At 63.1% G+C, this 21,607-nt stretch carries 14 protein-coding genes and 1 pseudogene; 5 read left to right on the top strand and 10 right to left on the bottom strand.

Annotated elements, in window-relative coordinates:
* Positions 1-27: 27 nt before the first annotated feature.
* From AW270_RS19225 to AW270_RS37835, 7 genes are all read right to left on the bottom strand, one after another.
* Entirely contained in the window at positions 28-1,143 is a 1,116-nt protein-coding gene (locus tag AW270_RS19225) for a LacI family DNA-binding transcriptional regulator (protein WP_245674770.1), read from the bottom strand.
* Positions 1,144-1,156: 13 nt separating this feature from the next.
* Positions 1,157-2,026, bottom strand: a complete 870-nt coding sequence (locus AW270_RS19220; protein ID WP_061296245.1) for a carbohydrate ABC transporter permease — start codon at positions 2,024-2,026, stop codon at positions 1,157-1,159.
* 14 nt (positions 2,027-2,040) lie between these two features.
* Entirely contained in the window at positions 2,041-2,976 is a 936-nt protein-coding gene (locus AW270_RS19215) for a carbohydrate ABC transporter permease (protein ID WP_082801668.1), read from the bottom strand.
* 103 nt (positions 2,977-3,079) lie between these two features.
* The gene (locus AW270_RS19210; RefSeq protein ID WP_218009281.1) at positions 3,080-4,411 is read right to left on the bottom strand and encodes an ABC transporter substrate-binding protein; all 1,332 of its coding nucleotides are present in this window, start codon (positions 4,409-4,411) and stop codon (positions 3,080-3,082) included.
* Positions 4,412-4,548: 137 nt separating this feature from the next.
* The gene (locus tag AW270_RS19205) at positions 4,549-5,580 is read right to left on the bottom strand and encodes a LacI family DNA-binding transcriptional regulator (protein WP_061296240.1); all 1,032 of its coding nucleotides are present in this window, start codon (positions 5,578-5,580) and stop codon (positions 4,549-4,551) included.
* A 412-nt stretch (positions 5,581-5,992) separates the two neighbouring features.
* Entirely contained in the window at positions 5,993-7,513 is a 1,521-nt protein-coding gene (locus AW270_RS19200) for a condensation domain-containing protein (RefSeq protein ID WP_169807341.1), read from the bottom strand.
* Positions 7,514-7,917: 404 nt separating this feature from the next.
* Positions 7,918-9,258, bottom strand: coding sequence for a pectate lyase family protein (locus AW270_RS37835; protein WP_245674769.1), 1,341 nt, complete (start codon positions 9,256-9,258; stop codon positions 7,918-7,920).
* Between the two features lie 838 nt (positions 9,259-10,096).
* Between AW270_RS37835 and AW270_RS40600 the strand changes: the two genes are divergently transcribed.
* The 5 genes and pseudogenes from AW270_RS40600 (at position 10,097) to AW270_RS37815 (ending at position 18,074) form a co-directional block, all read left to right on the top strand.
* The gene (locus tag AW270_RS40600) at positions 10,097-10,987 is read left to right on the top strand and encodes a carbohydrate-binding domain-containing protein (RefSeq protein ID WP_061296237.1); all 891 of its coding nucleotides are present in this window, start codon (positions 10,097-10,099) and stop codon (positions 10,985-10,987) included.
* Between the two features lie 224 nt (positions 10,988-11,211).
* Positions 11,212-12,743: pseudogene (locus tag AW270_RS37825) on the top strand (ISL3 family transposase).
* A 256-nt stretch (positions 12,744-12,999) separates the two neighbouring features.
* Positions 13,000-13,878 carry a hypothetical protein gene (locus tag AW270_RS19170; RefSeq protein ID WP_157522232.1) on the top strand — a complete coding sequence of 293 codons (879 nt, stop codon included), beginning with the start codon at positions 13,000-13,002 and terminating at the stop codon, positions 13,876-13,878.
* The gene (locus tag AW270_RS37820; RefSeq protein WP_082801666.1) at positions 13,878-17,189 is read left to right on the top strand and encodes a DEAD/DEAH box helicase; all 3,312 of its coding nucleotides are present in this window, start codon (positions 13,878-13,880) and stop codon (positions 17,187-17,189) included. The genes AW270_RS19170 and AW270_RS37820 overlap by 1 nt, the downstream gene beginning before the upstream one ends.
* Positions 17,190-17,249: 60 nt before the next feature.
* Positions 17,250-18,074 carry a TIGR02391 family protein gene (locus AW270_RS37815; protein ID WP_218009280.1) on the top strand — a complete coding sequence of 275 codons (825 nt, stop codon included), beginning with the start codon at positions 17,250-17,252 and terminating at the stop codon, positions 18,072-18,074.
* Between the two features lie 185 nt (positions 18,075-18,259).
* Here the strand turns inward: AW270_RS37815 and AW270_RS19160 are convergent, their stop codons facing one another.
* The 3 genes from AW270_RS19160 to AW270_RS19150 form a co-directional block, all read right to left on the bottom strand.
* A complete protein-coding gene (locus AW270_RS19160) occupies positions 18,260-19,624 on the bottom strand; it encodes a hypothetical protein (protein WP_061296225.1) in 1,365 nt (454 codons plus the stop codon).
* A gap of 300 nt (positions 19,625-19,924) precedes the next feature.
* Positions 19,925-20,335: a hypothetical protein gene (locus tag AW270_RS19155; protein ID WP_061296223.1), complete on the bottom strand. Its 411-nt coding sequence runs from the start codon at positions 20,333-20,335 to the stop codon at positions 19,925-19,927.
* Positions 20,336-20,387: 52 nt separating this feature from the next.
* Positions 20,388-20,588, bottom strand: coding sequence for a hypothetical protein (locus AW270_RS19150; RefSeq protein WP_157522229.1), 201 nt, complete (start codon positions 20,586-20,588; stop codon positions 20,388-20,390).
* Positions 20,589-21,607: the final 1,019 nt, after the last annotated feature.

The raw sequence follows: 21,607 nt of genomic DNA, 5'->3' as shown, positions 1-21,607 counted from the left end.
CATCCATCCCAGCGCGGCAGCACCATGCTAGACCGGACGGTCGGACCCGGATCTCGCCACTGAGCTTCCGCGAATCCGCAGTCGGGCCGTCGCGTCCTGGTAGGACGCGGGCTCCTTGCCGTCGAGCAGGGCCAGGAGCGTACGAGCGGTATTCATGCCGTAGGCCTGGACGTCTCGCGACAGCGCCGAGAGCGGCGGATAGACCATCTCACAGAGCTGAGAGTCGTCTCCCGCGACGATCGACAGTTCCCCCGGCACGTTCACGCCGAGCTTGCGCGCCACGCTCAGCCCCGCCGTGGCCATCACATCGTTGTCGAAGGTGATGGCCGTGGGCCGCTGTCTGTTCGTCAGGAGGAATGTCGTCGCCTCTGCTCCCGCCTCCCATGTGTAATCGGTGTCGATGATGGCCGACGGCTCGAGTCCATGACGCGCCAGCGCCACCCGGAACGCCTCACCGCGCACCCGTGTGTGCTCCAGTGCCGGCAATCCGGCGACGCGTGCGATGCGCGTATGGCCCAGCCCGACCAGGTAGTCGACGGTCTCTGCCACGGCGGCCGCGTCATCGCTCCAGACGGCGGGCAGAGCCGAATCCGGTCGCGGCCGTCCTACCAGAACCGCGGGAATCTTCATGGTTTCCAACGTGGCCACTCTGGAGTCCTCCGACCACAGATCCATGACGATGAGGCCGTCGATACGCCGCTCGGCCCACCAGGCCCCTACGGCTTCGATCTCTTTGGCATGGTCGGGGACGACCTGGAGCAGCAACGCCGTCCTGGAGAGGGTCAGCTGACTCTCCAGACCGGAGATGAATTTCATGAAGAACGGTTCGATGCCCAGCGTGTCGGCGGGCCGGGCGAGAACCAGTCCGACGGTGTGCGCCCTCGACTCGGACAGTCCGCGTGCCGCCGCGTTCGGGCGCCACCCCATTTCATCGGCGATGGCGATGATCCGCCTGCGGGTCTCCAGGGACACGCCGGGGCGGCCGTTCAGGGCGAAGGAAACGGCTCCGATCGATACGCCCGCGCGTTTGGCAATGTCGTTGATCGTCGGTCGCTTCACGCGCCAGATTCCTTCGTCCGATGCGGACGATCCACGACTGATCGCCGCGTACGCCACAGACTGCTTGGTGAGGAGGATACCCACGTCCTGATCTAGGTCATTTGACCGCTCCTGATGTGAAGCCGTTGTAGATAAAGCGTTGCAGGACCAAGAAGATGATCAGGGTGGGGAGGATGACGAGAACCGCGCCTGCTGAGATGACCTCCCATTGCGCGCCGAAGGGGCCCTTGAACCGGAACAGCGATGTTGAGATCACCCCTAGTTCCTCCGAGGGCATGTAGAGGAAGGGGATGTAGAACTCGTTATAGATCATGATCCCCTTAATGATCACCACGGTCGCGATCGCCGGCTTGAGCAGCGGCAGGATCACGGTGCGGTAGATCCGGAACGACGAGGCGCCGTCCATCTTGGCCGCCTCGTCGAGCGATACCGGGATGTTCCTGATGAACTGCAGGAAGATGTAGATCGAGACGATGTCCGTCCCCATGTACAGCAGGATCGGACCCCACCGGGTGTCGAACAGCCCGAACGCGTTGATCACCTTGAAGGTCGCGACCTGAGTCGTGACACCGGGCACCAGCGTCGCGATCAGGAACAGGGAGATGACCAGCCCGCGCAGCCGGAAGGTGAACCGGTCGATCGCGTACGCGGCCATCGTCCCGATCAAAATGGCTCCGACGATCGAGAACACCAGGAGGAAGGCGGTGTTGCCGAAGGCCAGCAGCATGTTCCCGTTGTTGAACGCGGTCACGTAGTTGTCGAAGTTGAACCAGTTGCTCGGCAGAGACAGGATTCCCCCCTCCGCCATCTCACGCCTCGTCTTCAACGAGGTGGTGAGCATGGTCAGGAGCGGCAGCACCACCACCACCGAGGCCCCGGCCAGGGAGAGGTATTTCAGCGCGGTTGCGATCACGCGAGCCCAAGGGGTTCGGTACCACAGGTTCGCGCGGACCGCCCGCACGGCCATCTCGGAACTTCCTTTCATCGGGAACCAGCCGTCACTTCGTCGGGGATCAACCGGCGCTGAACCCAGGCGATCAGCAGGATCGCGACGAGCAGGACGACCGCCGCCGCCGAGGCCAGGCCCATCTTGTTGAACTGGAACGCCAGTTTGATCGTCTGGATGACGAAGGTCTTGCTCTCTCCAGAGCCGCCCGTCATGATCCACGGGATTTCGAATACCGACAGTGACCCGGTGATCCCCAAGATCACGCTCAGGCTGATGATGGGGCGGATGGAGGGCAGGATGACGTGCCAGAAGACTTGCGGACGCGTGGCCCCATCCAGTTCGGCGGCCTCGTGGATCTCGGAGGGCACTGACTGGATCGCCCCGAGGAACAGGACGAAGTTCAGGCCGAGGAAGCGCCACACCGACACCCCCGAGAGCGAGACGTTGACCAGATCCGGGTCACCGAGCCAAAGGATCTTGTTGTCGATGCCGAACAGGGCCAGCACGCTGTCGAGCGTCCCGCCGGGTTGGAAGAGGTACAGGAAGACGAACGCGACCGCGACGCCGTTGAGCAGGTAGGGGAAGAAAAGCACTCCCTTGAAGAAGTTCCGGAAGCGCATGTTGAAGCTCAGCACCGTGGCGAAGTAGAGCGCCAGGGCGATCTGCAGCAGAGAGGCGACGAGGTAGAAGAGGCTGACGTAGAAGACCTGGAACAGCTCGGGCCTGGTGAACAACTGGGCGTAGTTGTCCAGCCCCACGTACTGCTTCTCGGGACTGAATCCGTCCCAGTCGGTGAAGCTGTAGGAGATCATGTTCGCGACCGGCACGTAGGTGAAGGTCACGAGGAAAGCCAGCGGAACGAGCAGGTACAGCCACGGGGTGAGACGCCGCCACTTGCGCTGAGGCGGAGCCGCGTGTTGTGGCTCGAACGACTTCCTGGTCCTGGCGGTCAACGGGGTGATGGCCATCGGGTGTCCTTCGGATGCGGCACCCTGGACGGGCGTAGGGCGAGCACGCCCGTCCAGGATGATGGCGCTACTGGTCCCATGCGGATGACGGAAGAGGCGGCGGTCAGCCGCTCATCTTGACGGTGTCGGCCCACTTGGTGGTCAGCTCGGAGAACAGACCGTTCAGGTCGCCGGACCCCGCGCCACGGGCGATGTCGATCAGCTTCTGCCGGTAGTCGGGCTTGTTCATGCCGACCTCCGACTCGTTGTCGATCTTGTTGAACTTCCCGGTCTCGGCCTGGGAGAGCTCGACGAACTCGACACCCGCATCGCTGTAGGGCTGCAGCGCGGTGGGCAGGGGGGCGCCGGCGACGCTGGAGATCGCCTGGTTGGTCTCGGCGAAGCCGGACTTCTCCACCATCCACTCGAGCCAGGCCCGCGCGGCGGGCTTGTTCTCGGAGTGAATGTTGACGGCGTACAGGTAGTCCGGCGTCACCATGGTGCAGTACTTGCCGTCCTTCTGGGCCGGGAAGGGCATGTACCCGATCACCGAGGGGTCCTGGCCCGCTTGCTTGGCCGCGTCCTGCATCTGCACGATGGACCACGAGCCCAGCCACATGGTCGCGATCTTGCCGGTGGCGAGCTGGCTCTTGGAGTCCTCCCAGTTGGTCGTCGTGGGGTCGGCCTCCGACAGCTTCCGGTTCACGATGTTGTAGAGAAGCGTGTCGGCGATGTGGAGGTCACCGCCCGCCTTCCACGGCTCCAAGTCGGTGGCGAGGTTGTCGGTCGCCTTTGCGTCGCAAGAGGGTGAACCGAGAGCACTGGTCCACGCCGTCAGCGGCCAGCCGTCCTTGTAGTTGGTGTAATACGGGACGGCACCGCCCTTGTCCTTGATCGCCTGTAGATCGGCGAGAAACTCGTCTGGTGTGGTAGGCCAGTCGGCGATACCGGCCTTCTCCCACACGCCCTTGTTGTAGACGAAGCCGTTGACGGACGAGAAGCCGGGGATGCCGTAGATGGTGCCGCCGACGTTGCTCTTGCTGGTGTAGACGTATTTCTTGTCCAGATCGGCCGCACTGCCGAGCGGTTCGAAGAATTTGGGGTAATCCTCCTTACCGATCGTATTGGGAATCAAGAGCACGTCACCGTAGTTCTCGGTGTTCATGCGGATCTTGACTTCGCCTTCGTAATCGGTGACGCCTTCGAATTTCACCGTGACATCGGGGTAGGTCTTCTTGAATTCAGTGGCGTACTTCTCCATCGTGCCGTCGGTCACGAGGTCTGTCCGGTTGGTGAGGACCGTGACAGTGCCGGTGACCTTGGCAGGGTCGATCGACGCCGCGGACGTGGGGGGTGCCGAAGCGCCTAACGGCGGGGGCGTGTCGCTGCCGCAGGCCGCGGCGAGCAGCATCGAGGCCAGCGCAACGCCGGTCAAGACCTTACTGCGCATATCCATGACTCCGTCCTTGGGGGATCAACGGGCACGCGGATGTGCCGACTGCGCCATTTATTAAGCGCTTTAGCCCAAGTGAGCGAAATGCTGCTCACTAAAACCCGGTAAGTAAAGCCCAAGGTGTGGTCGATGTCGAACTGTTACACCGCTGTTTCGTCGCTCACTCGCGGCGGCGCGGTGCTGCCTCGCGGCGTCAGGAGCGCGGGCTCATCGTGAACGTCCTTGACTCCGGCGCCCTGCACGGCGGCCAGCAGCAGCCGTGCCGCGTGCCTGCCGTATGCGCCTATGTCCCGGGTCAGCGCGGTCAACGGCGGGTCGAGTAGTGGACAGATCGGTGAGTCGTCCCATGCGACGATCGAGATGTCGCCGGGAACCGACAGGCCGGCCTCCCGGATGGCCGACAGGCCCGCGATCGCCATGATGTCGTTGTCATAGATCAGCGCGGTGGGTGGCGCGGCCATCTCCATCAGGCGGACCGTCGCCCGCGCTCCGTCCTCGGCCGAGTAGTCCGTGGACGCGATGGTGGCGGCCAGGCCCAGGCGGCGGCCGACCGCCAGAAAGGCGTCAGTACGAATCGCGGTGTGCGCGAGCTGAGGTATCCCCCCGATGCGCGCTATCCGCCGGTGCCCGAGCGCGGCCAGGTATTCCACGGCCTCGATCATGGAGACACCGTCGTCGGACCAGATGCTCGCGAGCGATCCCGCCGCGCTGGGCGGTCCGATCGCGACGGCGGGAAGCCCCACTTCGCCCAGAGCCTTGACCCGGCGGTCGCGCACCCGGAGGTCGCAGACCAGAACGCCGCTCACGCGGCTCTCCCGCCACCAGCTCCGATAGCAGGTGATCTCCTCGGACTCGTCTGGCACCATCTGCAGAAGCAGACCGTATCCATGCAGGGAGAGTTCGGCTTCCAGTCCGCTGATCAGCTCCATATAGAACGGTTCGATGCCCAACGTGGCCGGCGGGCGCGGCAACGCCATGCCGATGACCCTCGCGCGCGTTCCGGCCAACGCCCTGGCGGCCATACTGGCCTGATAACCCAGCCGGTCCGCGATCGTGAGAATCCGCTGCCGAGTCTCCTCGGACACACCCGACCGCCCATTAAGCGCATACGAGACCGCGCCCTTGGATACGCCCGCCTCCGCGGCGATGTCGGAGATCGTGGGTCGCTTCACGCGGCACCTCCGGTTCTGGCGTACTTTCTCGGTTCAGTAACGATCCCCTGGAGAGCAGGGAACAGTCACTTATCGATCTTTCGCCACCACCCACTGTCATAGACATCTGGCAGTCGTTGCGACCCATCAGCGCACTTCACCATGACAGTGCTGCAAAGATGCAGGTGAATCGGCCATTACGTTTCGCGCTCGTTACACCGAGGTGACGTGAGTCCCAAGCTAACGCGAACTTACTCGGTTTTTCTAGAGCTGACGCCGTTTGGTCAGTGGAAGCGCTTTGGTGCGTTAAGCCGGAGGTGCGAATCGTGGCCGCAAGGGCAGAGATCGCCGGATTCGCTTCATCGGTGAGCGTCTAAGCACCCGCCACGGACGACACGAAGCGCCCCACGCGCCCCACTGCCGAGAAGAGATCTCAGCCGACGGCCCGCACGTACTGGCTGGGTGCGACCACTCCGTGGCGTTCTTCGCGCAAGACCTCGGCGAGTACGGCCTTCGCGGCAGCGGACAGAGCGATGCCCGCGCCGACGTGAGCGATGAGTCTGCCGCCAACGGCCTCGATCCGCGTGACGCCGACGCCGAGGGCCAGGTCCGCCGCCGCCTGAACTCCGCCAAGATCGACCCAGCACGAGCGGGCGCGTACCCAGCCCGGCCCTCGTTCCGCCGCAGGGATGCCAAAGCCCGATGGATCGACGTCGCCGTCCGCGGCGGCCATGATGAGCCGCTCGACTCCTTGAAGGAGGCCAGCGGCCTCCTCGGCGGTTGCCAGGCGGGTGTCGAGGGCGAGTCCGCAGTTGAGCTTGCCGTCCAGGCGATAGATGTCGAACTCCGCCGGAGGGTCGAAGACACGGTTACCGGTGGCAACTTCCACACCGACCACCGGCAGAGTCGCGCGCGAATGGCCGGTCATGTTATTGACGACCACATCGCGGTGGCAGCGCATGCCGCGCGCCCGTTCCGCCTCGCTGACCGCTTCGGACAGCTGGACCGCGTCGTAACGGCCGTATTTGTAGGCGGCCAGGGCCGCCGAGTTCGTCAGGGAGACCGCCTGGAAGAACGACGGCGAGGTGGTGAACGAGAAGATCGTTTCCTGAGCCACAGTGCCGACGTAGTCGCGCAACTCCGGAGAGAATCGGTTGCCGCACAGACAGTTCAGCTGGCAATCCGGGTCGCCGGTCCAGTTCGTCAGCACTGCCGCGAAAGCGGCCATGACAACGGCCACGGGCCGCGCATTCGTCGTCGCCGCGACACGAGCCAGCGCCGCCGCAGCAGGGCGAGAGCCCAGCAGGACGTGATGATGGCCGCGGGCGTCGGGAAAACGCAAAGGCAGACCAAGCGAGCACAGCGGTCTGTCGGTGACGTGGCGGGCCCAGTACCTGGCTGAATTCCCCAGCTGGCGCTGCCCCGCAGGGGAGAGTTCGTAGGTGGCGCGATCGGCGGGGTGGTAGGTAGCGGGAGGGAGGGGTCGATCCGCCAGCAGAGCGGTGAGTTCGGTGCGCAGAATCGTCATCGCCATCAGGTCGGCCGCCGCGTGTGAGACATGGAGGACGACCAGAAACGGAGCTCCCGACCGGGTCACCACGCGCACTCTGATCGGGAAGTCGACAGCGGGGTCGAAAGCCCGGACGGGCAGGAGCCAGTTCGGGTCGGTGCCCGTGGCCTCGACCACCTCGGCAAGCAGTGTTCCTGACGCGTGCACGAGCTGCTCGCCGTCCCGCAGTAAGGTCCGCAGCGACTCCTGACGGCTGATGAGGCTGCCCAAAGCCGCACCGACCGCATCTATGGTGCACACCCGGGGAACACGTACCACTGCCGACAGAATATCGGATGGCCCCGGCTGATCCGGACTGAGCCACTCCAGCACATTCCGCTGAGCGGCGGTCATGGGCCACCGGCCCGATCGGGAGCCCGAGAAATCGACCTTCAAGTCATTCATGTCCGCCGGTTCCAGGTCATCGCGAGCTGTGTGACGCCGAGGACGGCGCATAACTCGGCGTCTATTTCTCATGGGGCCCGGTTCCGGAGCCCCGGCCGAAGTGATAATCCCGGTGAGTCGACCCGCTGCGCCGGAGATGTCGTCGCGACGAACAGCTCGTTCAAGGCCGCTCCTCCGCGCCAACCGCATCGCAATTGAACCGACGCCAATATGACACCCGACGAAGATGATTCCTCAAGTGTCATACTGGGCGCCGTTATCGATAGACGCTCCCTGAATATCGATGAGAGAAGGCTAGGGAGCACCAATGGGAGCGTCAAGATTTTAAGTGGTGTTCAGTTCTCCCCTTCCCGCCGAGGACGCGATACTTCCTCGGTTCGGTCCCCAGAAGCCGGCTCCACGGCTCAGAGACTGACCTTTCCTGCTCCCGCGCCCGAAGTGACGATGGACTTGACGGATGAGGCTCCATCGAGGCTGTAGGAATACGGGATGGACGCGACCGAACCGCCTTGCTGCCCGCTGCCGGAACCGGTCAGATAGTTGTTGCGGGCCACCAGGGTGCCGGGGCCAGAGGAGGCCTCGCCCAGGTGGTACGGGTCATCGACGTTCTCGAAGTAGTTGCCCTCGACTAGAACGCCGGCGCCTTCGGTGGAGGCGACGCCGTACCCGCTGACGTCGGAGTAGTAGTTGTTGTAGACGTGCACCGGATTGCCGAAGCGCACCCGGGGGCCGCGCTGGGTGGTGCCGTCGAGCCAGTTGTGGTGATAGGTCACTCGCAGGTGACCGCTGTCCTCAGAGCCGTTGTCGTCGCTGTGCCCGAGCAGCATGGCCTTGTCGTGGTCATACAGGTGATTCCACGACACCGTGACGTAGTCGCTGGCGCGCTTGATGTCGATGGCGCCGTCGTAGCCGTTGGACAGCGTGTTGTGGTCGATCCAGACCCGAGTCGAGTACTGGACGTTGATCGCGTCGTCATCCCAGTTCCGGAAGGTCAGGTTCCGGATGATCACGTTGGACGCGTTGGAGACGTTCAGGCCGCAGCCGACGATCGCCGCGCCCGAGTTACCGATGATCGTCTTGTTGGAACCGATCCTCAGCATTCCCGAGCAGGAGATCGTGCCCGACACCCGGATCACGGCCGCGCCTGTCCCCGAGGCCGCGCTGGTCAGGGCTGAGGCGCTGGTCACCGTGGTGGCGGACGCGTTACCGCCCCCGGTCGTACCGCCACCCTGGGTCGCCCAGCCGACCAAACCTGTTGTGTCGGGCGGCGGAGGTGAGGTGGATGGGCTGGGCGAAGGCGTCGGGGTCGGGGTCGGGGTGGGCGTCGGAGTGGACGTCGGAGTGGACGTCGGGGTCGGCGAGGAGGTCGGGCTCGGCGATGGCGAGTTGGTGACCGATCCCGTGCACGTGACCCCGTTGAGGGTGAAAGAACCTGGCACCGGGTTGGAGCCGCTCCAACTTCCGTTGAAGCCGATCGTGGCGACGGCACCACTCGGCAGATTGCCGTTGTACGAGGCATTCGCGGCGGTCACCGCGCTGCCGCTCTGGGAGAAGACCGCGTTCCAGCCGTGCGTCACGGCCTGTCCGGCTGGAAACGACCATTTCAACTCCCAACTGGTGAGCGGGTCGCCCAGGTTGGTGATTGCGACGTTGGCACCGAACCCTTCGTTCCACTGGGAGGTCACCGAGTAGGTGACCTGGCAACCCGCCGCGGCGGAGGCCGGCGCCGCGATGAGGATCGCCACCAGGCAGAGAACTCCTGCGGCACCCCCGAGGACCGCCAGGTGTCGTTGTCGCATGGGCATGTTCTTGCCTCCTTCTTGGGCGCCAGGCCGAAGCCGCGCACCCTGAAACCGCAGGTCATTAACGTGATTTCGGTGAGCCAAGTCCGCTTAACCGTTTAAGTCAAGGCATGTGCGGCATCCAAGCCTGAGCTCCCACTCCGGCACAGGGGGCCACCTATACCCCGGCCCCAGGCTCATGGCCGACCACCCTCGACGTCTCCTGGCTGGTGGAAGGGAGAAGCGGATCCCCGCTGCCGGCTGCGCAGACGGGCGCCTGAGGCATCCGTCGTTGGCCCGCCGAGCTCGCCCGCGCGCGGTCGGCCAAAGAAACTTTCATCACCGGGCGGGCGTCGCAATTTAGTGCAGGACGCGGACAAATCCCTCGGAACGCGGCGGGGGCAACACGGATGAAATGCCCCAGAAGCATCGTTGACACTTAACTGTTTAAGTGCTGTCATGAGGATTCTGACCCCAGGGCGTCAATCAAATGAAAGGAAAGGAACGAGCACGCCCGACCCTGTCTGCGGCGATGGCCTGACAGAGAGTTCACATCTCGCGGAGCAGATATTCCCATCCATCGAAAAGGCTTGGCACCCACCCCGATACCACCGCATGGCCTGTGCCGATGACATCGCACTCTGCTCTTCGTGGCTGGATATCACATCGACCGAAGGCAGCTTTCCCGGTTTAGCGATAGGGCCATTCCGCAGTTCTATTCCTCATGAACTTCAGCACCAGTCCTGGTTGCGGCATGCCCGGAATCGCCAAATCAATCGAACCCCCTCGAAGGAGGTTGCGTATGAGACGCACCATCTCAGCCTTCACGGCCCTGCTCCTGGCCGTCATCGGCGCTCTCTCGTTCATGGTCACGCCGGCGAGCGCGGAGAACGCCCCCAACGGCTACCCCTACTGCAACAACGGCAGCTCCAGCGATCCCGACGGCGACGGTTGGGGCTGGGAGAACAGCCAGTCCTGCGTCGTGCGAGGCAGCCGGGCCGATCCCGCCGCCGGCTCGGGTGGCAGCAGCGGAGGCACGGCGTCCAACGGCTACCCCTACTGCAACAACGGCAGCTCCAGCGATCCCGACGGCGACGGCTGGGGCTGGGAGAACAGCCAGTCCTGCGTCGTGCGAGGCAGCTCCGCCGACCCCGGTTCCAGCGGCGGCGGTTCGAGCGGCGGCGGAGGAACCTGCACCGGCGGTTCCGACCGGGGCTGCTACACGGTGAGCGGACTCGGCTCACGCAAGCAGGCCATCCGTAACGCCGGCGGCGACGCCTTGGACATCGCGATCGCGATGCTCGAGACCGAGAACATGCAGACCAACTACGCCTACGGCGACAACAAGTCGGGCGACGCGGCCAACTTCGGGCTCTTCAAGCAGAACTGGTTGATGCTCCGGCAGTCCTGCAGCCGCTTCTCCGGCCAGAGCGTGAGCCAGTACAACAACGGTGCGGTGCTGAACACCAACCTCAGCGCGGACGTCCAGTGTCTCAACGCCAGCCAAAGCTACTACGGGCTGGACCGCTGGTTCGCCGGCCACCGGAACGGCGAGACCGGTCTGAACTACCCCAACACCTCCGACATCAACAACTACAAGAACGCCATCTACTGGATCAGGGACCAGCTGAACTCCAACTCGGCCAACCTGACCAATGACACCCGCTTCTGGGTGAACGTGCCCGCGATCTAGTCAACGCAGCCGGTGGGAGGGATCCCCCACGCTCTCCCACCGGCACTTCTCGACGCCAGCGGTCATGCACGGACAGCGAAGATCTAAATCGAGTCGGCCCGGTTCCGACATCGCCTGCTGGGACTGTCGTCGCCGTTCCGCTCCCAGCGGGGGTCTGTCCACTCCTGAACGGCTCTGTCGCAGATTCGGTGGTGACGAAACGTCTGGCTGCGTCACAGTGAGTCGTGATTGATCTTGATGAGCTGGTCGGCGTGGTGTTCTCGGGATTGTCGCCACTGGTGGTGAAGAACGTCGTGGACGAGGGCGAGCGGATCCGAGTGCGGGCGCAGACCCCGGACAGGCCGGTCGCCTGCTCGGCGTGCGGAGCTGCGACAACGCAAGTCCACGCCTATCACGACCGGACCGTTGCCGATGTCCCGGTCGACGCACGCCAGGTGCTGGTGGTGGTGCGGATCCGCCGCCTGGTCTGCCCGACGCGCGGCTGCCGCCGGACCTTCCGTGAACAACTGCCCGGTGTGCTGGAGCGTTACCAGCGGCGCACACCACGTCTGACCTCGCAGATCGGTGCGGTGGTCCGTGAACTGGCCGGACGAGCCGGCGTGCGCGCCTTATCCGCGCTGGCCGTCGTCCTGTCCCGGCACACCGCGCTGCGCCTTCTGCTGCGTCTGCCCACACCTCAGCCCCGGGTGCCGCGGGTGCTCGGCGTGGATGACTTCGCTCTGCGCCGGCGTCACCGATACGCCACCGTGCTCATCGACGCCGAGACACGCCGGCGCGTTGATGTTCTGCCTGGCCGCACCGCCGATGTCTTGGAGGCCTGGCTTCGTGCCCATCCCGGGGTGCAGGTGGTGTGCCGGGACGGCTCAGGCGCCTACGCCGAGGCCGTGCGCCGCGCGCTGCCGGACGCCGTCCAGGTCAGCGACCGCTGGCATCTGTGGCACAACCTCGGCCAGGCCGCCGGGAAAGAAGTGGCCGCACACAGTTCCTGCTGGGCCACGGCCGGACCGCCCCTGCAGGACGGCCGGCGCGCCACCACCACCCGCGAGCGCTGGCATCACATCCATGACCTGCTCGGCAAAGGCGTCGGCCTGCTGGAATGCGCCCGCCGCCTGAACATCTCCCTCAACACCGTCAAACGCTACGCCCGCGCAGGCGAACCCGAACGCCTGCAACGCGCCCCGCAATACCGGCCCACCCTCGTCGACCCCTACCGCGACCATCTACGGCGCCGCCGATCGGCCGATCCCGCCGTCCCCGTCTCGCATCTGTTCAACGAGATCAAGGCCCTGGGCTACCCGGGCAGCTTCAACCTTCTCTACCGCTACATCACCCAGGGACGGGTCGAAGCCGACCGACCGCCCATCTCACCCCGCCGCCTGACCCGGCTCCTGCTCACCCGGCCCGGCGACCTCAACGACGAGCACCGCCGCCTGCTGGACGACCTCACCACCGCCTGCCCGCAGATGATCGACCTGGCCGAACTCGTGCGCCGCTTCGCCGATCTGCTGCGGCCACACGAGGGCAACGCCGACCGTCTTGATGCGTGGATCGCCACCGCCAAGGCCTGCGATCTTCCTCACCTGCACGCCTTCATCGCGGCCTCGACCAGGACCGTGACGCCGTCCGCGCGGCCGTCACCCTGCCTTTCCACAACGGCGGCACCGAAGGCGTCAACACCAAAACCAAACGCATCATGCGCCAGATGCACGGCCGGGCCGGCTTCGCGCTGCTCCGCCACCGCATCCTCTTGGCCTAACGCTCCGCCACCACCGAAAGAGAGACAGAGCCGTTCGTCGTTGTCGTGTGTGTCTTACAGTCCCTCATCGGCCGACATGCAGAAAAGTGGGCAGTTTGGGCGAAACCTGTCGGCAGGGCTGGAGCGATGCAATAGCGTGAGATCTTGCGGTCGTTCGGCTCCCCAACGTATACGCGACCCCTGAACAGCAGAGCGCGGTCAATCGCGTGCCGGCGCCCTGTCCCGGATGGGGTTGAAGTGAGGGGAGGCAATGTCCGTGAGTGTCCAGGTCGTGGCGCCCATTGACATCTTGGAGGCGGCCCTTGATCACCTTGGGCAGGTCGTCCAGTTCTCGCCAGCCGTGCGTGGTCCCAGCCATGTCGTCGTTACAGTTACCGGGGTTGAGCAGTCATCGGCACCAGCCGCCTTTGGTCGTTATCTCGTCGGGGCTCTTGCCGGGGCTGTAGGTATTGATGCTCAGTTGTCAGAGCAGTTGCTCGCGCGCGGTGTTGACCGACGTGAGGAGATGCGTCGCACGGTCCTGTCGCTGATCGGAAAATCGAACGATTTTCCGACCGAAGAGGACGAGTTGTTCCGGGATATGCGTCGCAATGCCTGGATGGGGGAAGGCGTCGGTCACGCTCTGTTGATGCTGAGCGCTCGTCACAAGACAACGTGCGTGGACGGCCAGATCTGCGCCCTGGCGGAGGTTCATCAAACGCCCACTCGTCAAGGTCTGGACTCGGTGGGGATGTACGTCCAAGCGGACGTTCTGGGCGTGGCGATCGGTGAGAACAAGACGACCTGCTCATACGCCAGCAAGAATCTTGGTGAGGCTATCAAGCTGTTTGTCGAGGTCGAGCGGGGCGTGCACGGCCCAGATTTGAGGGCCAAGCTGAGTGCATTCCGGTACGTGCTGCCCTCCCACCTCCAGGACCAGGTAAAAGACGCCTTGTGGACGGACAACGCCTCCTACCTCCCCATGATCGTGTACCAAGACGAATATGACTTCCTCCGCGAACGGCCGACGCTTGCCAAGCTCGGTCAGCCATTGGAACGCCGCAGGGTGATCGTGGTGAGGCTGTCCGGGTTTCACGCGTTCTTCGACGCGGTGGCAGACGCGATGCGGGCCGCGGTGGAGGAGGTGGTTGTCTGATGTTCAACCGTGGTATCGAGGTCCTGCTGCAGGCGCTGCCGTCTGTCGAAGGCCTTACGGTTGCTGAGATCCGCCGCATGCTGACCCTCGCGTGGCTGGAAGCGAAAGACTCCCGCCTCGGTATTGACCGCCAGGCCGATGTCACTCTTGCTGACGACTTGCGCCGACTAGCGACCGCGTTGGAGGTACATGCCATCCTGCGACCGGAATTGGAGTTCGGCACTGTTCAGGCGTGTGGATTCGTCGCCGCTGAAGCGATCATGGTTGCGCACGAGCTTGAGCCGTCCACAGAACAGGAGGAGCAGTACTGGATCTTTGGGTCCGTGCGGCGGTTCGAGCAGATTGAGTCGGGACTGCTCTACCTCATCGCCGGCTATGACGCTAACGCCGCCTTAGCTATCAGTGAGCTGGGTGAGCCGCCAGACGCTCTCGAAGATCCGGAGCGCCAGATCAGCCAGTGGGCCCTGGATAAGATCCTCAACCTGCTTCGCCTCGCCAATACCCCCACCGAACGCGAACCGCCTACAGCGGACCCTCTGGCCCCGTTGAGAACCGCTGTCCGGCACGAGATCTGGCGACGAATCGGCACTCATGTAGCCGAGCATCTGGACTGGCTAACGTTTGGTCGACAGGACAACCCTGAATCCGGCGCCGCGTTGCGGACACTGGCCGGACAGTTGGAGGATCGCTCAAGCGATCGGGCAAGACCTGCGGCTCACCCCGACTTGCACCATCTGCTCCTACTACTGGCAACAGCCTGCGAAGGCACCGCCAGTCGCGCACTACGGAACGTGCCGCCACCACCAGACGACGATGGGCGCTTTGTCGCCTATCAGCGTAAACGCGCCGCGTCCAGACCGCTTCTGTGGCCTGCAGCCCAAAGCTATGCGGACCAAGCCCTACCCGGACCCAGCGCGCATGCCGTGGTCTCGGTGCCCACCGGCTCAGGGAAGTCATCAGTAGCGGAACTGGCTGTCGGCCAGGCGTTGTGCAGAGGATGGGTGCTCTACCTTGCCCCCACCAACGCGCTCGTGGGGCAGATCCGCAGGCACACCGCAGATGTATTCGGCCCGACTGCTGTTCGCGAGTTCGTCGGTGGCGCTGAATATACTCAACTTACCGGCGAATCCTTCACCGAGATTGACAATCGTCAGGTGCTGGTGATGACGCCGGAAAAGTGCTCGTTGGCGCTGAGACAGAACCCCGAAGCATTCCACCAACTAGCAATGTGCGTCCTCGATGAGGCCCATCTTCTTGGCGAGCTCAATGGCCGTGGAATGATCGCCGAACTCGTTCTCGCCGAAGTGATGAACCGTGCTCCCCAGGCCCGGATAATGCTGATGTCGGCACTTGTGTCGAACCCTGATGAACTTGCCACATGGCTCCAGGCCGCCACACTTTCACCTTCCATCGTGGTGGACGCGCCGTGGCGGCCAACGAGAACGCTGCGGGCGATAGCCGGAGTCGATCGGCAACGCCGTAACACTGCCGCCGCCGAAGCGTATGCGCGCCTCGCAGGCTACGGACCGCACCGCAAGAACGAGCGATTCTTGGCACCAGTGGACCTGCTTGCCGGGCTCCAGGGAGCCTGGCGGAGCACCATCAAAGAAGATTACTGTGTAGTGAGCACCGACATTCGTTTTCCTCTGAAAATTCGTCGTGCGAAAACATTCGACAGCAAAGGATATTGCAGGCCGGCTACCACTGCAATCGCACAGCAACTTGGGGAAGAGGGCGAAAAGGTATTGGCTTTCCTTCCCCGCAGCAAGCACGACAGCTTCTTGGCGGCAATCGAAATACCTGGCTTCAGAGACGCATCACTCGCTCTTGGTGAAACAGTCGAGGCCTTCCTTGTCCTTGCGGAACTAGAATTGGGCACAGAGTCCGCCTTGAGGCCCGCGCTGAGGAAGGGCGTTGCAGTCCATACCAGTGCACTACTCAGCGAAGAACAACGAGCCAGCGAAATCGCCTTCGACAAGAACATCGCTACCGCCATGTTCGCGACTGGCACAATGGCACAAGGGCTTAATATGCCAGCAACTGCTGTCATTATTGGCGGCACTGACATTGGCTACGACGACCAGGCCGACGAGCAGCAGAAGAAGAACCGAGCCCGCTCCCAGCTGCTGAATGCCATCGGTCGAGCGGGCAGGGCGCACGTTGCACCAAGGTCCATGGCGATAGTGGTGCCGAATAAACTTGTAGTGCTAGATTCCGCCGAAGATGCCAGACGGGCGGTCCGTCAAGCCGAGTTCCTGCAAGACGAGGATGCATCTTCCGCTCTCCGAAGTTCACTGGACGGGCTTATAACCAATGCGCTGTCCGACGACTTCGGCGTAGAGGCGATGTCCAGCGCAGAACAGGTTGCCTTCAGCTTCCTGTCATTCGCAGGGGGCAACGAGAGTGATGCACAAGGCATCATCGGCAAGACATGGGCGGCACATCGAGCAAACGCCCGCTCTCGTGCTGAGGAAATCGCCGGTTCCATTGAGGCAGCCGGGCAGGACTACATCCAGCGCGCTGGCGTGCCATCTTGGCTGTCACTCGCAGCTCATCAATCTGGTCTTCCGCTGCCCGAGACAGTATCGATCTATATAGAGCTACGAGCGCGACTCGCGGAAGGCCCAACCCCTAACAAGATTTCCCTTTGGGCAGACCTCTTGCTCCACGTACTCAATACGCTTCCCCCCGAACAACTCGAACGCATCCTGCCGAAGAATTCTTATGGATCCAGCCGCCTTGCCGATATTTATGAGACCAGTTCTTCCGATCGCCAGGTTGGCTGGAAAGCATACAGTCGGACACTTAAGGCATGGATGGCTGGAAAGCCTTTAATTGACGTAGCTATCGAGACTCATCCCGCGGCAGTGAAAAATAACAGTCGCCGTGGTGTACTAGATCCGCTACCACGAGTCATTGCTATCGTCAGCAATGGTTTCCGCTTTGGACTTTCGCTCATTGCCGGCTCCCTGGTAGCTATCGTCACTAACGGCAATGAACACGAGCCAGACAGCCTGTGGAACCTGCCGGACGAGAGCATGCGAGCGCTGAACCTACTGCCACTCGCCATCCGCTCTGGAGCTGATACCCCGGAGGTACTCGCGTGGATACGCGCGGGCGTCCGCACTCGCACCGCAGCGCATACGCTCAACGGAATCCTGTCACCGCCAGAAGGACAAGCCGACGATGAACTGCAACGCTGGGCCTTTGGCCGATTCAAGGAACTGGCCGAAGGTGCAATCCCCGGGGTCACGACGCCCGAACAAGATCAGATCATCAGAGCTTTAGAAGTAACACAGCGAGCACGTTAGCCTGAGCAACAAAATACAGCCCGAGCAAATCGGTAGCGTTCCATGGAGCATACGAGGACCATGGATGCCATGTCTCAGACAGCACACCCCCCTCCCGCGCCATTCCCTGCCGCTTCGGTAGAGCAGATCTGCAAAGCACTGGCCGATGCGGTAACGGGAACGCAGATCCCCAACCTCATCGCTCCACTCAAAGTCACCGAACCCCCCAACAGTGAGGGGCAAACCAAGTGGAAGCGGTTGTTCAACGCTGTCGCCGATCGACAGAACCGGCAAGGGGATGGCAACGCCATGCTGCGCCTCGTTGGCGAGGTGATGCGACCGGTTCGTTTCACATCTGGCCCTGCCTTCGAACAAGTGCGAACCGCAGTCAACGAAAGTCTTCTCTACAGCGGCTACAAAGTCCGGGACGACGGCAAGGTCGCTCGTACCACGGCCGCCACCACCGTGGCAGAAGCGCAGCAGCGTGCAGATGACCTACGTGCAGAGTTGAACCGACGCAACGTCCATCCTGACGTTCTGCACTTTTGCCGTGCTGAGTTGCTGCAGCGTAACTACTTTCACGCTGTACTAGAGGCTTCAAAGAGTGTGGCTGACAAGCTGCGAACTCTAACCGGTGAGCACGGCGACGGCTCTAGCCTTGTGGACAAGACGTGCTCTATCGGACAAGGTCCGCGTATTGCTTTTAACACGTTGGCGACCGAGTGGGAACGATCGGAACAGAACGGCTTGGTGATGCTGATGAAGGGCCTGTTCAGTACCTTTCGCAATCCAACCGCTCACGCGCCAAAGGTCCTCTGGGCCACCTCTAGATCAGACGCCCTCGACGTGCTGACCTTGATATCGATGCTGCACCGACGCCTGGACACCGCGAGCATTCGTCCTTGAGAACATCGATGGGTTCTGCCGACGCGGTTCAAGGCCGCAGCCCGGCACCTCGGTCATCTACCACCAGCACGCGGCCATGACGATCACCGCAACCGCGACGTGCGTCGATGTGGGATGGGGAGGCCTGTGTCTGCTCGCCGAGCACCTGACCCGCCGACCGCCGAAGTGTTGCCTGCGGGAATACGTCACGGTGAAAGCTGGAGAGAAGTGGCTGACCGGTGGATCGTCAAAGCCACGGCGCGACATATCAATCGCTCTAGATCGTTAACCATAGATCGAAGGTCCGGCGCCTGGGAGCCGTCGAGAAGGTTGAGCGGCCAGAAGGTGCCGGGGTCTGCATGGACTTCATGATTTCGGCGCTTGTACGCGTGGGTGACAAACGAGGAAATTTCAGCGGCAGGTACGCCAAGCTCGTGGTCTCCAGCGAGCAGCGCTTCCGCACCCGCAGCAATCGGCGCACTCTTGCCCCCTTTTCCGCCACTCCCTTTACCGTGGATAAACAGTGCCTCTGCGGCGATCGTCAGATCGATAAGGCGATCTTCAGGTTGATCGCGAGAACCCCCCCACATCAGCCGACGGATCGCCAGCTGAAGCGGCCGGTTACCCGTGATCGCCGGATCGGCGAGCATCACCATCATCCGCTGTACCGCTGTGACCTGGACCGGATCGAGAAGGAGGGTTGGCCGGTCCAGGTCAGGCGCGTCACTCCAACTACGCGAAACCGAATACCCATGAGTGGCGGGGAAGTCATCGGGATGCTGCATCTCCAGCAGCCGGCCTGTGGTGACCGACCCCCCGCAGACCAACCGCAGGGCGATCTGGACTCGCGACGCGTCATCAGCGATAGACGCTGGTCTAACGACGTGATCAACCGTCTCTCCTGCGCGAATCGGGTAGGTGGTCACCTTGATCACGGCGCACTGATACAGCCGCGACACCTCGCGGCTCAGGGTCCCGAAGCTCGCCTGGTCAGGCAGGCCAGCTTGGACAGCCGCCGACAGTTCGACGTCGGTCATCAGCCGGATGACCAACCCGTCCCCCAGGTCGACCTGAAGCCGCTGCGCCATGTCGAAGCCGAGAAGCGGCACAATCTGCGACCACCGAACATTCTCCGCGAGGAGACCTGCCTCCACCCGCTCGTAAGCCACGTCGAAGACCGTACGGTCGAAGACGTAGTCACGGGCCGCCTCCACCAGCGGCGTCAGCAAGTCCACGATCAGGAGTTGCTGCAGGTCCCGCCTCTGGGCCGAGAAGTCGAACCCGATCAGAGTGTCAACTCTGCTGGACAACTCGGGATGACTGGCCAGCACGGTGCGGAAAGCCCGCATCTGGGGAAGTTGCTCCCACCAGTACGGGCTGGACAGCGCCATGGGGTGCCGCCATCGCTGGCGTCGAATCACCATCAGCGTCTCTTGGCTACTCCGCGACCAACCGTCCTGACCGACGTACTCAGCGAACACGGGCGCCTGCCCGGCAACGGTCAGTTCCTCTAGCACCGCGATCATCAGTGCACCGGTGATTTCGTGCATGTCGTCGTAGCGGATCGCCATGGTGCAAGCTCCTGTTCGCTGGGAAAGCCCGAGCATCGGGGCTCGCTAGAAGACGAGCCCATCAGGATGCCAGAGCGATCGGCCCCGCGCAGGTGGATTCGGCGCCGAGTCCCGACGGCCGCACGGATTCGAATCTCAGGAAGTGGGACCAATCGAATCGGTTTGCCTGGGGTTCCTCAACCCGGTATCCGATGCGAATCTTCTGGGCGGTAGCGCCGCCAGGGCGCGGTTCTTTCGGGGTTCAGGTGCAGCAGCGCACCGCCCGCTTACTCCTCCCGACGCCCGGCCGGCATATATCCACTAGCTTCTGGGCCCGGTCTGCCGGGACAGCAGCTCGGCGTACCTGTCCAGATCAAGCTCGGCGGCACTGTGAGGCATGTCCATCGTGTGGTGAACCTTCTCCAACGCGCGTGCCAGCGCCTTGCCTCGCGGATGCTGCCGCAGGCGGCGGACCAATCCCAGGATGTGATCGTGCAGGGCGCAATCCTCGTGAGGATGAACGCCGCGTCTGGCCGCTAGGGCCATCTCCGAGGCCTTCATCAAGACCTTCTCTGCCGCCTCGAACCGGTCGGCCGAGACAAGGTCCCGCCGCTCCCGCCGGTCATGCCTAGTACCGATCAGGACTAGCCCGGCGATTCCAGCGCTTACCCCAGCGAAGGCACCTGCCACCAGGGTCTGATGGGCGCGAACGAATTCCCACAGCAAACTCATGTGCACTTAACTACTCATGATCAGTGTAAGCCTGCCACCACCTCCAGGTAGATCATCTGGACGGGTAGGTCCACCGGCGCGTCACCAGGGCACGGTGCCAGCGCAGCAACGTCGCGGGGGTGACGAAGGAGACATCCCACGAGGAGCGGGGAAGCAGCCGCGACAGGGCCGCGAGCACGACCCGATCTCCAGGCTGAAGCTCGGGCTGGCTCACCTGACGACGCAGCACGTCGACCTGATGGCGAAGCACCACGATCTCGATCGCCTTGGCCCGATCACTCCGGCCCAGCAGGATCAGAAGCTGAAAGACACCCCGAGGAAGAGGTAGAGAAAGGACCACAACACCGTCAGCAGGATGCCCGAGACCTCATCATGCTCGAGCCATGAACCCCCAGGTCAACCACTACGGCAGAGTTTCCGCACCCCACGCCCCGTTACGCGCAGGATTTCTGGAAAAGCGCTTAGTCTATTTAGGTTCATGGGCACCCGGGCGCTGAGCAACTCTCTTGACTTCCGGCCTCGGAAAGAAGTGAGATAGCTAGGATACTGCTACATCAGGCACAGGCCGGAAAGCTGATTCCATGGGACCGGACCCGCGCATGCCCGGCTTGCTTAGCTGCGGCGCGAGCGCTGTTGTGTTTACCCTCTTGATCAACCTTATGCCGATCAATGGCGCACAAAGGTCTGCCCTCCCAAAAAGCGCCAGTCATCCTGCCGCACTACTCCTCGTCAGGAGTCGAAGCCTGCCTGCAAGGTCGTGACCAGGACGGATGGAATAATCGGCAGGCGCAGTGCTGTAGACAACGGCGTCGCGGCGTTCCCCGTGCACGTAGACGACCTTGATGTTCACAGCGCGTGAATTCATTCACGCGCCTGTGCCAGATTGATGATCATTCGTTCGCTCATCGCGGGAACCGCGTTCGTCAGCGAGTTCGGGCTCGACGGGCGGAGCAAGATTGACCTTGACCGGCAGCGCCGAACACTCCAAGGCGCTCTCAAGGTCTTGAAGGAGACTGCACCTGCCGAAAACCTCATCCATGCAGCTCAAGCGGCATGTGAGTATTCGTGGAGGGATTCCGCCGAGCCAGTCTCGCTGGCGGATGGTCAAGCTCGCGATTCGCTCGGGATCAATGATCGGCTCCGGGACGTAGCGGGGCGGCTTGGGCGAGGGCTTGATGGGTCCGATACCGGTTGTAGAACTGTTTGTACTCGCGCAGGGCATTGTGCCTGTGGGGCTCAATAATAAGATTCGATGTCTGGCCTGCCGGTTCT

Source organism: Herbidospora cretacea, assembly GCF_001570605.1.
Lineage (GTDB): Bacteria > Actinomycetota > Actinomycetes > Streptosporangiales > Streptosporangiaceae > Herbidospora > Herbidospora cretacea.
The sequence above is the reverse complement of the archived record's forward strand: the minus strand, read 5'-3'. Positions and strand labels throughout refer to the sequence as shown.